Below are 11659 nucleotides of genomic sequence, written 5' to 3'. Positions count from 1 at the left end.
GGGCCTGCAGACAGGCGAAAGGCCGGATCTGGGGTGTCGCCCCCAAATCCGGCCCTGATCATTGCTCAATAGCTGCGGATCAGGCCGACAAGACGGCCCTGAACCCGCACCAGATGATCCGGGATCATCCGGGTTTCATAGGCAGGGTTTGCCGCCTCCAGCGCGATCATATTGCCGCGGCGGCGATAGCGCTTCAGCGTCGCCTCCTGGTCCTCGACCAGGGCGACCACGATATCGCCATTGTCGGCGGTGCCCTGTTCGCGGATCACGACGATATCACCGTCATTGATCCCGGCCTCGATCATCGAATCGCCTTTAACCTCAAGCGCATAGTGGTTGCCGCGCCCCGAAAGCATCGCGCCTGGCACCGCGATATGATGTGAGACTTCGGCAATCGCCTCAATCGGCACACCGGCGGCGATGCGGCCCATGACCGGCAATTCAAGCGCGTGGACGGGTGTCAGCGGCGTGACCTCGGGCGGGGGAGTGTTGCGATCCCCTTTGATCACCCGTGGCGAGAAGCCGGGCGCATCAGCGGCAGCGGGGGCGGCAGGTGGCGCGGCCTCTGCCCGGCGCTCCAGCGCCTCGGGCAGGCGGATGATTTCCAGCGCCCGGGCGCGATGCGCGAGGCGACGGATAAACCCGCGCTCTTCCAAAGCGGTAATCAGCCGGTGAATGCCGGATTTCGAGCGCAGATCGAGCGCTTCTTTCATCTCGTCAAAAGAGGGTGGCACCCCGTCACGATCCAGACGATCACGAATGAAGTTCAAAAGCTCCAGCTGCTTCCGCGTCAGCATCTTCTCTCCATTCAGCTTTGGTGTTCGGTGATGTGTTCGGGCCTCGTTGGTGTAATGTTCTGACGATGTTCCCGGTTTGTGTCAAGTCTGCAGAACACATTCGCGGAAATACGCCCGGGGTTTGTGACGCGAAAGACTCAGATCGGGATGTAATGCACCAGATCGCCGCTTTGGCGGGCGTGATCGCCGACCGGGCGGATCAAAAGCGCATTGGCGGCGCTGAGCACTGAGATCAGGGCGCTGTCCTGGCGATCGAAGGGGGTGATCGTGCCATCATCCCCGACGCGGGCGCGCATATAATGGGCGCGTGGGCCGTTCGCGGGCAGAGCCTGCGCCAGACGTGCCAGCCTCTGGCGGGGCTGGGGGGCGGGATCGCCCTGCATATGGCGCAAAAGAGGGCGCAAAAACAGCTCGGCGCAGAGCAGGGCCGATACCGGGTTTCCGGGCAGGCCAAGGAAGGCCGCGTCGAACAGCCGCCCCGCCATCAGCGGCTTGCCCGGCCGCAGCGCGATTTTCCAAAATCCCGCCGTCAGCCCCAGGCTTTGGGCGACAGGCGCAACCAGGTCGTGATCGCCGACCGAAGCGCCGCCCGAGGTCACGATCACATCGGCGTCGCGGGCCATTTCAAAGACGGCGCGCAGATCGGCCTCGCGGTCGCGGGCGATGGGAAGGAAACGGGCGATAGCGCCTTCTTCCTCGGCCAGGGCTTTGATTGCAAAAGAGTTTGAGGCGATGATCTGATCGGGGCGCGGGGCCTCGCCTGGCATGACCAGCTCATCTCCGGTAGAGATCACGGCCAGAACCGGGCGGCGGCGCAGCGTCACTTTCGGCACATTCATCGCCGCGATCAGCGCCAGATCGACGGGTTTCAACAGGCGCGGTGCGACCTGGGCCCCGATGCGGAAATCCTGGCCGCGCGGGCGGATATTCGCGCCGGAATCGCGGTCGGTGATGGTGATATGATCGCCCTCGGCGCGGGTGTTTTCCTGGATCACCACATGTTTCGCGCCATCGGGCACCGGGGCGCCGGTGAAGATGCGCACGGCCTGGCCCTGACCAATCGGGCCGGTAAAGGCATGGCCCGCGCCCGCCTCGCCGATGATGCGAAAACGGTCACCGGGGGCGGGGGCGGCGGCCACCGCGTAGCCATCCATCGCCGAGGCGTCAAAGGGCGGCTGATCGCGCCCGGCGGTGACGGGTTCGGCCAGCCAGCGGCCGGCAGCCTGTTGCAGCGGCACCTCTTCGGTGGACAGTTCAGGGGCCAGCGCCAGAAGCCGCGCCATTGCCTCTTCGACGGGCATCAGCGGACCGGGATTGCGCGGGCCCGGACCATTATCGCGGCCAGTATCGGCAGGGCGGCTCATGCCCCGGCCTCATAGGTGCCGGATTTGCCGCCTTCTTTGCGTAAAAGGCGTATCCCCTCGATCTGCATGGATTTTTCCGCAGCCTTCAGCATGTCATAGACGGTCAGGGCGGCGACAGAGACGGCGGTCAGCGCCTCCATCTCGACGCCGGTCTGGCCGGATGTGCGTACGGTCGCGGTGATATGGATGCCCGATTTCGCGGCATCGGGCGTCAGCTCCAGCGCGACTTTGGTGATCGGCAGCGGGTGGCACAGCGGGATCAGATCGGCGGTGCGTTTGGCCCCCATGATCCCCGCCAGCCGCGCCGTGCCCAGCACATCGCCCTTGGCCGCCCCGCCCGAGGTGACCAGCGAAAGCGTCGCGGGTTCCATCAGCACCCAGCCCTCGGCCAGCGCGATCCGCGAGGTCACCGGCTTTTCCGAGACATCGACCATATGGGCATTGCCCCGGGCGTCAAAATGGCTGAGCGGTCCCGACATCTCTCTTACCTCACAGCGGCATGCCGCCCTGGGCAGTTGCCGGGCGGGTAAGGATGGCGCGGGTGGCGGCGGTCACATCGTCCTGGCGCATCAGGCTTTCACCGATCAGATAGCAACGCGCTCCGAAACGGGCCAGATCGGCCAGGTCCTCGGGCGTGTGCAGGCCGCTTTCCGCGACGATCAGCCGATCCTCGGGCACCCGCCGCGCCAGCCTGCGCGTGGTATCGAGGGTGACCTCAAAGGTATGCAGATTGCGGTTGTTGATGCCGATCAGCGGCGATTTCAGATGCTGGGCGCGTTCCAGTTCGGCCTCGTCATGGACCTCGATCAGCACGTCCATCTTCCATTCAAAGGCGGCGGCTTCCAGTTCTTTGGCCTGTTCGTCGGACAAAGAGGCCATGATCAGCAGGATGCAATCGGCCTTCAGCGCCCGCGATTCCGCGATCTGCCAGGGGTCATAGATGAAATCCTTGCGCAGGCAGGGCAGTTTCACCGCGTCATGGGCCTCGGTCAGAAAGGCATCCGCGCCCTGGAAAGAGGGCGCATCGGTCAGCACCGAAAGACAGGTCGCGCCGCCTTCCTCATAGGCGCGCGCCAGGGCGGGCGGATCGAAATCGGGGCGGATCAACCCTTTGGAGGGGCTGGCTTTCTTGATCTCGGCAATCAGGCCATAGCCATTGGTCGCCGCCGCCTGCAGGGCCGCAGCAAACCCGCGCGGCGCAGGGGCCTGGCGGGCAGCGTCCTCAATCTCGGCCTGGGGGCGTTCAAGTTTGCGGGCGGCGATCTCTTCCAGCTTATAGGCCTTGATGCGATCGAGCACGGTCACGGGCGATGTGGGCACGGGCGATGTGGTCACGGGGAGGGCCTCCGGTCGCGGGTCTGATGCCTTTGGTCCCGGGTGGGTCGGGTCCAGGGGCGCTGCATGGCTGTGCCAGAAAAACTGACGGTTCAGGCAATGTGTAACGTGACGAAAGCGTGAAGGAAAGCCGTCACGCCTGCCAGTCGATCTGTGGCTGGCCCTGGGCTTCCAGCCAGGCATTGGTCTGGCTGAAGGGGCGGGATCCGAAAAAGCCGCGATAGGCCGAAAGGGGCGAGGGATGGGCGCTTTCCAGAAAAAGATGCCCGTCGCGCGGCAGCTTTGCGCAAAGCTTTTGTGCAGGCGCACCCCAAAGCAGGAAAGCGCGTGGCCCGTCCTGGGCGGTGGCCTGCAAAATCTGCCCGGTCAGATGCTGCCATCCCCAGCCCTTATGGCCGTAGGCCTGGCCCAGAGGCACGGTCAGCGTTGTGTTCAAAAGCAACACGCCCTGCCGCGCCCAGCCCGCCAGATCGCCGTCGGATTTGCTTTGCCCGGTATCTGAGGCCAGCTCGGCCAGGATGTTTTTCAGGGAATCGCGCGGGGGCACGCCGGGGGGGAAGGAAAAGGCCAGCCCCTGGGCGCGGCCCGCTGTGGGATAGGGGTCCTGGCCCAGGATCACCACCCGCACGCTTTGGCGCGGTGTCAGCGTCAGGGCGCGAAAGATATTCTCAGCCGCTGGCTGCCAGCCGGGCGTGGCGGCCAGCCTTTCCCACAGCGCGGGCCAGTGATCGCGAAAGAACGGCAGATCCGCCCAGGAGGCAGGGATCTCTGGCCTGACCCCGGCCAGGGCAGTCTCAGCCATTCGAGACCCGGACCAGGGCTTCAAGCTTTGCCTTTGCCGCGCCGCTGTCGATTGAGGCGCGGGCCAGGGCGACACCCTCTTTCAGATCGGCCGCCTTTTGCGCCACCACCAGCGCCGCGCTGGAATTCAGCAGCACCGCATCGCGGTAGGCCCCGGTTTCGCCATCCAGCAGCGCCCGCAAAGCAGCTGCATTCTCGGCCGGATTGCCGCCCATGATCTTCTCAAACGGGTGATAGGGCAGGCCTGCGTCCTCGGGGTGGACGGTAAATTCGCGGATCTCACCGTTTTCCAGCGCGGCAACCTGGCTGGGCGCGGCAATCGACAGCTCATCGGTGCCATCGCCGCCGTGAACCAGCCAGGCGCTGATCGTGCCAAGGGTGCGCAGCGTCTCGGCCATCGGGCGCAGCAGATCGGCGCTGAAGGCGCCCGTCAGCTGATAACGCACCCCGGCCGGATTGGTCAGCGGCCCAAGGATGTTGAAAATGGTGCGGGTGCCCAGTTCGGCCCGCACTGGCCCGACATGGCGCATCGCCGGGTGGTGCATCGGCGCCATCATAAAGCCGATCCCGGCCTCGGCCAGGCATTTCTCGACCAGCTCGGGGCCGATCATTACGTTCAGCCCCAGCTCGGTCAGCGCATCCGCCGCCCCGGATTTCGAGCTGAGATTGCGATTGCCGTGTTTGGCGACCGCGACACCCGCGCCTGCAACCACAAAGGCGGTGGCGGTCGAGATGTTCAGCGTGCCCTTGCCATCACCGCCGGTGCCGACGATGTCCATCGCCCCCTCGGGGGCGCGGACCTTATGGCTTTTCGCGCGCATCACCGCGCTGGCGGCGGCATATTCATCGACCGTCTCGCCACGGGTGCGCAGCGCCATCAGAAAGCCGCCCATCTGGGCGGGGGTGGCCAAGCCCTCAAACAGCGCGTTGAAGGCGGCCTCAGCCTCGGCGCGGGTCAGGGGGCGGCTGGCGGCAATGCCGATCAGCGGTTTCAGAACGTCGCTCATGCCGTGACCTTAACGCCTGCTTCTTCAAGGAAATTCGCCAAAAGCCGGTGCCCGTGTTCCGAGGCGATGCTTTCGGGGTGGAACTGCACGCCCTCGATCAGCTTCTCGCGGTGGCGCAGGCCCATGATGGTGCCATCCTCCAGCCAGGCGGTGACCTCAAGGCAGTCGGGCAGGGTCTCGCGCTCGACGATCAGCGAGTGGTAGCGCGTGGCCTCAAAGGGGGAGGGCAGGCCGCGGAACATGCCGATCCCGGCGTGATGCATGGTGCCCATCTTGCCATGGACGATCTCATGGGCGCGGATCACATGGCCGCCAAAGGCCTCGCCGATGGTCTGATGGCCAAGGCAGACGCCCATCAGTGGCACATCGGCTTCATAGGCGGCGCGGGTCAGCGGCAGGCAGATCCCGGCTTGGGCCGGATCGCAGGGGCCGGGTGAAAGGATGATCGCCTCGGGGCGCATGGCCAGCGCCTCCTGGACCTCAAGCGCGTCATTGCGTTTGACCACCACATCGGCCCCCAGCTCGCCGAAGTAATGCACGAGGTTCCAGGTGAAACTGTCGTAATTGTCGATCAGAAGCAGCATCGTCTGTCTCACCCTCTGGTGCGGATCCCCGATGCGATAAGCCCCCTGGCGGCCTGCCCGTGGCCGGCTTTGCGGCGCGGGGCCTGCCCGCGGGGGGCTTTCGCCGCGGGAAAGGATGCCCCGCTTATCGCGCATCTCGTCTGGCGGGGCAACCGGGCTTGGAGGGGGGCGGTGCCGGCTTCTGGATCAGCCCGCCTGCAGCGCAATGACCGGGTCAGTCGCGCGAATTGACCAGACCTGCGCCAAGGCCAAAGTCGATATTGCGGGTGCCGATGTTATAGCCAAAGCTGGCATCGACATAGCCGCCATCACCGACATAAGAGGCGCCGATATTGGGCCGCAGCGCCGAAGAGCTGAAATGGTAATCCAGCCCCAGTGAGCCGCCCGAGCTGTCTTTGTTGCGATCGGTAAAGATCTTCGCGCCAGCCGCCAGGCCGCCATTCGGGCCGCTGCCAAACACCCAGGTCAGGCCGACGCCAACGCCTGCATCCCCGGCCAAAGCCGCGCCAGGTGCCATCAGCGCAGTCATCGACATGACAGTGGCAGACGCAAAGAAATTGCGCATTTTCTTCATCTTTGATCTCCTGCTCGGATCGCAGATCCTGTTGGGGGCAAGATTGCGTCCCCTGGATCTGGCATTGGTTTTGCCGCGAGATTAACGGATTTCGCGCCCAGGGGGAACCCCGCAGATTTCTGCAGCGCGATTTCCGCCGCTTTGCGCACGGCATTCGCATGTGGTTCGAGGCCCGCCGCCTGTGGGCATATGCCTGTGGCGATATGGGGGTAAGGACCGATGCGGCGCCTCAGCCGCTGGCGCTGTTCCGCCAGTCAGCCGCTGGCGCTGTCTAGCCAGATCGTCACCGGCCCGTCATTGACCAGGCTGACCTGCATATCGGCCCCGAAGATCCCGGTCTCATTGGGCACGCCCTCGCGGGCCAGGGCGGCGGCGAAATGCTCATAAAGGCGTTTGCCCTCGTCAGGCGGGCAAGCGGTGGAAAAGCCGGGGCGGTTGCCGCGCAGATCGGCGGCCAGGGTGAACTGGCTGACCACCAGGGCGCTGCCGCCGATGTCCCGAACCGAGAGGTTCATTTTGTCCTGGTCGTCGCGGAAAATCCGCATCTTTGCGATTTTTGCGGCCACCTTCTCGGCGGTGGCCGCATCATCGCCCTGCATCGCGCAGACCAGGATCATCAGCCCCGGGCCAGAGCGGCCGACCACCTCTCCGTCAACCGAGACCTCGGCTTTGGTGATACGCTGTAATACGGCTCGCATCGGGGTTCTTTCCGGTTGGGGCTGGTTTATGCGGGGATCGGCAGCTCGTGCCGCCAGGGCGGGTTCGCGCCTGCGCGCGAGACGGTGACCGCTGCCGCCGCGATGCCCAGATCAAGGCAGCGGTCAAGCGCTGCATCGCTGAGGGTGGCCAGCGCCGCAGATGAAAGCGCCCCCTCGGCAACAAGCCCGGCAAGGAAGCCCGCGTTGAAGGTATCGCCCGCACCGACCGTATCGGCGACGGTGACCTTTGGTGCCGGGCGCAGCCGGACAGCCCCGCCCGCGCTTAACGCCAGCGCACCTTCGGCCCCGCGGGTGATCAGCACCAGCTTTGGCCCGCGCGACAGGATCGCCGAGGCCAGCGCCTGGGGATCGCCTTCGCCTTCCAGCCAGTGCAGATCCTCATCCGAGAGTTTAACGATATCGCTTTGCGCGATCATCCGGGTGATGCGGGCGCGGTAGCTGTCTTCCTGGCCCTGGATAAAGCCCGGGCGGATATTGGGGTCGATCATGATCAGGCGGCGGCCCGCCTCACGCGAAAGCAGCGCCTCATAGGTGTCGGCGGCGGGGGCATTGACCAGCGAGATGCCGCCAAAGAACAGGGCGCTGATGTGGTCGGGCAGGGCGGGAAGATCGGCTTGCGACAGCATACGCCCGGCGCTGGCCTCATCGTAAAAGGCATAGCTTGCCTGGCCATTCGTCAGCTTCACAAAGGCCACCGTCGTCGGGCGGGCCGAGCGGGCCAGCAGCGCGGTATCAACCTTAGAGGCCACCAGCCCATCTGCCAGGATCTCGCCCAGCATATCGGTCGAGATGCCCGAGAAAAAGCCGACCGGGGCCCCCAGCCGCCCAAGCGCGATTGCCGTATTGAAAACCGCGCCGCCCGCATAGGGGGCGAAAGCCTGCTCGCCCTCGGTCGAGAGGCGCGGCAACATATCGATCAGCGCCTCACCACAACATAGAATCATTTACGCCTCCGCATATCCGGCACCGATGTTAGCGCAAAACCTGCGGCTGTCAGACCCCTGTTGCCCCGCTTTCCTGAGGCCGCGACCGGATCAGAGCCCGAACCAGGGCGCAAGGTTCTGGCGCACCCGATCAAGTGGCGTCGCGCCAGAGGTGTCAGGCACGAAGGTCTCGCCGGTGATACGCTCATAGGCCTCGATATAGACGGCGGCGGTCTGGGCGATCATCTCGGCGGGGATCTCGGGCAGCGGGTCTTTGTAGGGATCGCAACGCGCCACCACCCAGGAGCGGATCACATCCTTGTCGAAGGACGGCGGGCGGCTGCCCGTTTCCAGCGCCGCCTGATAGCCATCCTGGATCCAGTAGCGGCTGGAATCGGGGGTGTGGATCTCATCGGCCAGAAGGATCTGTCCGTTTTCATCCAGGCCGAATTCGTATTTCGTATCGACCAGGATCAGCCCGCGCTCTGCCGCAACCTTTTGGCCAAAGGCGAAAAGGCGCAGCGCTTTGTCGGAAACCTCATCCCATTGCGCTTTGGTCAGCAGGCCCTGGGACACGATCTCATCTGCGGTCAGCGGCTCGTCATGGCCGCCGTCAAAGGCCTTCGATGTCGGCGTAATGATTGCGGCTGGCAGCGCCTCATTGTCGCGCAGACCGTCGGGCAGGCGGTGGCCATACATCTCGCGCAGGCCCGCCTTGTATTGCGTCAGCACCGAGGTCGAAGTGGTCCCCGCCAGATAGCCGCGCACCACGATCTCAACGGGCAGGATGTCGACGCGCTTGCCGATCACCACATTGGGGTCGGGATAGGCGGTGACATGATTGGGGCAGATGTCTGCGGTGCGGTCAAACCACCAGCGGGCAACCTGGGTCAGGACCTGGCCCTTCCAGGGGATCGCCGCCAGAATACGGTCAAAGGCCGAGATCCGGTCGGATGAGATCAGGATCCGCCGCCCATTGGGAAATTCGCTGTCCGCAGGCAGGTCATAGCAATCGCGGACCTTGCCGAAATAGGGGGCGGGAAGCTCGGGGATACGTGCCTCGCCGAGCACGCGGGAAAGATCAATCGACATCAGAGCCAGCCTTGCGTGATTTATCGCGGCTGCTATGGGCCGCAGCCGGGCGCAAGTCAACGCCCGTGCTGTGCCAGAGCTGTGCCCGTCCTGCATCCGTGCTGTAAGCGGTGCTGTCAGTGCCTGGGCGCTTTATCCGGCCAGGCCGCCTAATCCAGCCAGTCAAGCCCGCCTGAGCTGACGCTGAAATCGCCATCCTTCATCAGGTAAAGCACCAAAGCCGCCAGCGCAGCCGCCGCCAGGGCCGCAAAGGCGATCTTCCAGACCGACCAGGGGCGCTCGCCCTGGACCTCTCCGGTCTGGCCATTGACCAGGAACTGATAGCTTTTGCCGTTGTATTTATAGGCGGCCATCCAGATCGGCAGCAGGATGTGGCGGAAGGTCTCGTCGCGGTAGCGGGTGTCGATCGAGGCGATCCTCTGCTCGTCCCCGCCGATATCGCGGCGCACATCATGGGCGATCACCACCGCCATTTTGTCCTTTGACTGCTCGCTCGCGGGGCGCACGGGCACGGTATAGCCCTCGGCGGTGAACCCGGCCAGGTAGTCGGGCGAATAGGGCACCAGCTTGCTGAGATCCCAGGGATCCAGCTCATTGGCATAGCGGGCCGGCAGGCTGAGCGAGCCCAGCACCCCCACGTCCTGAAAATCGCGCGAGACCTGGCCCGAGGCCGGGCTCCAGCGGATTTTCCGCTCCTGGCGGGTCTGCTTTTTGCCGTCGATGGTGACGGTGCGGGTGACATAATAGGCATCGCCCCGGCTGCCGGTATAGCGCGAGCTGGTCTCGGCATCAAAGCTCCACCAGGGCACATAGACGCCATTCATCGCCCTGCCGCGACGGGTGAATTCCAGCAGGCGGTTGGGCGCGAACCACAGGCCCCCCAGCCATTTCACCAGCGCCTCGCGGGCCTCGCGTTCGGACAGCACAAAGGGCACCAGCGCCTGGGGTTTGATCTGCCGCGTCTCGCCCGTCGAGGCCACCACCGGGGTGGCGCAGAACGGGCATTCGGTGGCATGGGTCGCGCCCTCGAACTCGATCAGCGCGCCGCAAGAGGTGCAGCGGGTGGTGCGCACCACTTCCATCGCGCTGCTGGCAAGATCATCGCTCAGCCCGCGTGCCAGATCATGGCGGGCCAGCGCCGCCTGACTGTCGCTTAGCGCGACATCGGGCAGGCGCTGGACATTGCCGCAGTGATCGCAGACCAGCTCTCGCTGGCCGGGCGCAAAGCGCAACTGGGCGCCGCACTGGCTGCAGGGCCAGCGATGTTCGCCCGTGACAGGCGTGGTGACAGCCATCACTTATCCCGCAGGCGGCGGTGGCGGCTGGTAAGAAAAGAGCCGCGCAAGCTCGGTTTCGGTCGCGGCGCTCCAGCCGTCCATGCCCGCAGACCAGACCATGGTGCCGCGCTGCAGCTGCCCCGAGGCGACCAGGCCCTGCAGCTGCGCCTCGGTGAAGGGGCCTTTGGTGGCGCCATTCTCGGCCAGATGCCATTCCTTGCCGACGGGGGGCGGCGGCGGTGGCGTATGGGGCGCGGCAGCAGGCTGCGCCCCCCAGGGCCCCATGTTCGGTCCCATATTCTGAGCCATTCCCATGCCCATCGCCATGCCCGCACCCGTCGCCATGGCCGAGCCCGCGCCAGAGGCGGGGTTCCCCATCGCCTCGGCGGTCTGGAACTGCATGTATTTGTTCAGATCGCCAACGACACCCATCGAGGTGCGCTTATCAAGTGCTTTCTCAACTTCGTCCGGCAGGCTGATGTTTTCAATGTAGAATTCGGGAATCGAGATTCCGTATTCCGCCACTTTCGGTGTGATCGCGGTGGCGATCAGCTTGCCCAGATCGGTGGTATTCGCGGCCATATCCAGCACCGGAATCCCCGAGCCCGCCAGCACCTGGCTTGCCGCCTGGACGATGATATTGCGGATATGCAGCGAGATCTCGTCAGCGGTGAATTCCCCATCAGTTCCAACGATTTCCGTCATGAACTTACCAGGATCGGTGACCCGCATCACATAGGTGCCAAAGGCGCGCAGCCGCACCGGGCCGAATTCCGGATCACGGGCCATGATCGGGTTTTTGGTGCCCCATTTCTGGTCGGTGAAACGGGTGGTCGAGACGAAATAGACCTCTGACTGGAAGGGCGATTTAAAGCCGTGATCCCAATGCTGCAGCGTGGTCAGGATCGGCATATTGTTGGTCTCAAGCTGATAGAGACCGGGGCCGAAGACATCCGCCAGCTGACCCTCATGGATGAATACCGCAGCCTGACCCTCACGCACGGTCAGCTTGGCGCCGTATTTGATCGCCTGGCCGCGACGCTCAAAGCGCCAGACCATGGTGTCACGGGTGTCATCGAGCCAGGAGATGACGTCGATAAACTCGCCTCTGAGGAAATCGAAAACCATGGGCTCAGCCTTTCTGTCCGCGTGGTGCTGCCTGATGGGCCGCAGCTGCCGCTGTAAA

The 11659-nt window shown here is 64.7% G+C and carries 13 protein-coding genes; all 13 read right to left on the bottom strand.

Annotation, left to right across the window (positions count from 1 at the left end):
• Positions 1-65: 65 nt before the first annotated feature.
• On the bottom strand, positions 66-797 hold the full coding sequence (lexA, locus tag HOY34_RS00440) for a transcriptional repressor LexA (protein WP_172359347.1): 732 nt from the start codon (positions 795-797) through the stop codon (positions 66-68).
• Positions 798-934: 137 nt separating this feature from the next.
• Positions 935-2101 (bottom strand): molybdopterin molybdotransferase MoeA, encoded by a 1167-nt coding sequence (locus HOY34_RS00435; RefSeq protein WP_172359630.1) that lies wholly within the window; start codon positions 2099-2101, stop codon positions 935-937.
• A 56-nt stretch (positions 2102-2157) separates the two neighbouring features.
• Positions 2158-2640 (bottom strand): cyclic pyranopterin monophosphate synthase MoaC, encoded by a 483-nt coding sequence (gene moaC / locus HOY34_RS00430; protein ID WP_172359346.1) that lies wholly within the window; start codon positions 2638-2640, stop codon positions 2158-2160.
• A 10-nt stretch (positions 2641-2650) separates the two neighbouring features.
• Positions 2651-3466 (bottom strand): indole-3-glycerol phosphate synthase TrpC, encoded by an 816-nt coding sequence (trpC, locus tag HOY34_RS00425; RefSeq protein WP_366926895.1) that lies wholly within the window; start codon positions 3464-3466, stop codon positions 2651-2653.
• Between the two features lie 163 nt (positions 3467-3629).
• Positions 3630-4298: a uracil-DNA glycosylase gene (locus HOY34_RS00420; protein ID WP_172359344.1), complete on the bottom strand. Its 669-nt coding sequence runs from the start codon at positions 4296-4298 to the stop codon at positions 3630-3632.
• Entirely contained in the window at positions 4291-5304 is a 1014-nt protein-coding gene (trpD, locus tag HOY34_RS00415; protein WP_172359343.1) for an anthranilate phosphoribosyltransferase, read from the bottom strand. Before trpD ends, HOY34_RS00420 begins: the two co-directional genes overlap by 8 nt.
• A complete protein-coding gene (locus tag HOY34_RS00410) occupies positions 5301-5888 on the bottom strand; it encodes an anthranilate synthase component II (RefSeq protein ID WP_172359342.1) in 588 nt (195 codons plus the stop codon). Before HOY34_RS00410 ends, trpD begins: the two co-directional genes overlap by 4 nt.
• 214 nt (positions 5889-6102) lie before the next feature.
• Entirely contained in the window at positions 6103-6462 is a 360-nt protein-coding gene (locus tag HOY34_RS00405; RefSeq protein WP_172359341.1) for a hypothetical protein, read from the bottom strand.
• A 254-nt stretch (positions 6463-6716) separates the two neighbouring features.
• Positions 6717-7160: a D-aminoacyl-tRNA deacylase gene (dtd, locus tag HOY34_RS00400; RefSeq protein ID WP_172359340.1), complete on the bottom strand. Its 444-nt coding sequence runs from the start codon at positions 7158-7160 to the stop codon at positions 6717-6719.
• Between the two features lie 26 nt (positions 7161-7186).
• Positions 7187-8125: a carbohydrate kinase family protein gene (locus HOY34_RS00395; protein ID WP_172359339.1), complete on the bottom strand. Its 939-nt coding sequence runs from the start codon at positions 8123-8125 to the stop codon at positions 7187-7189.
• Between the two features lie 90 nt (positions 8126-8215).
• Entirely contained in the window at positions 8216-9196 is a 981-nt protein-coding gene (locus HOY34_RS00390) for a phosphoribosylaminoimidazolesuccinocarboxamide synthase (protein ID WP_172359338.1), read from the bottom strand.
• Between the two features lie 149 nt (positions 9197-9345).
• Complete coding sequence (locus HOY34_RS00385) at positions 9346-10491, bottom strand: TFIIB-type zinc ribbon-containing protein (protein ID WP_172359337.1); 1146 nt, start codon at positions 10489-10491, stop codon at positions 9346-9348.
• Positions 10492-10494: 3 nt separating this feature from the next.
• Positions 10495-11601 (bottom strand): SPFH domain-containing protein, encoded by a 1107-nt coding sequence (locus HOY34_RS00380; protein ID WP_172359336.1) that lies wholly within the window; start codon positions 11599-11601, stop codon positions 10495-10497.
• Between the last annotated feature and the right edge of the window lie 58 nt (positions 11602-11659).

Source organism: Pseudogemmobacter hezensis, from assembly GCF_013155295.1.
Lineage (GTDB): Bacteria > Pseudomonadota > Alphaproteobacteria > Rhodobacterales > Rhodobacteraceae > Pseudogemmobacter > Pseudogemmobacter hezensis.
This window is presented reverse-complemented; position numbering and strand designations above follow the sequence as displayed.

Bases quoted from the DNA above. Each gene is read 5' to 3' on its own strand.
- moaC (WP_172359346.1), bottom strand. From the start codon at position 2,640: ATGTCGGGACCGCTCAGCCATTTTGACGCCCGGGGCAATGCCCATATG.
- HOY34_RS00380 (WP_172359336.1), bottom strand. From the start codon at position 11,601: ATGGTTTTCGATTTCCTCAGAGGCGAGTTTATCGACGTCATCTCCTGG.
- dtd (WP_172359340.1), bottom strand. From the start codon at position 7,160: ATGCGAGCCGTATTACAGCGTATCACCAAAGCCGAGGTCTCGGTTGAC.
- HOY34_RS00405 (WP_172359341.1), bottom strand. From the start codon at position 6,462: ATGAAGAAAATGCGCAATTTCTTTGCGTCTGCCACTGTCATGTCGATG.
- lexA (WP_172359347.1), bottom strand. From the start codon at position 797: ATGCTGACGCGGAAGCAGCTGGAGCTTTTGAACTTCATTCGTGATCGT.
- trpD (WP_172359343.1), bottom strand. From the start codon at position 5,304: ATGAGCGACGTTCTGAAACCGCTGATCGGCATTGCCGCCAGCCGCCCC.
- HOY34_RS00395 (WP_172359339.1), bottom strand. From the start codon at position 8,125: ATGATTCTATGTTGTGGTGAGGCGCTGATCGATATGTTGCCGCGCCTC.
- HOY34_RS00385 (WP_172359337.1), bottom strand. From the start codon at position 10,491: ATGGCTGTCACCACGCCTGTCACGGGCGAACATCGCTGGCCCTGCAGC.
- HOY34_RS00390 (WP_172359338.1), bottom strand. From the start codon at position 9,196: ATGTCGATTGATCTTTCCCGCGTGCTCGGCGAGGCACGTATCCCCGAG.
- HOY34_RS00420 (WP_172359344.1), bottom strand. From the start codon at position 4,298: ATGGCTGAGACTGCCCTGGCCGGGGTCAGGCCAGAGATCCCTGCCTCC.
- HOY34_RS00410 (WP_172359342.1), bottom strand. From the start codon at position 5,888: ATGCTGCTTCTGATCGACAATTACGACAGTTTCACCTGGAACCTCGTG.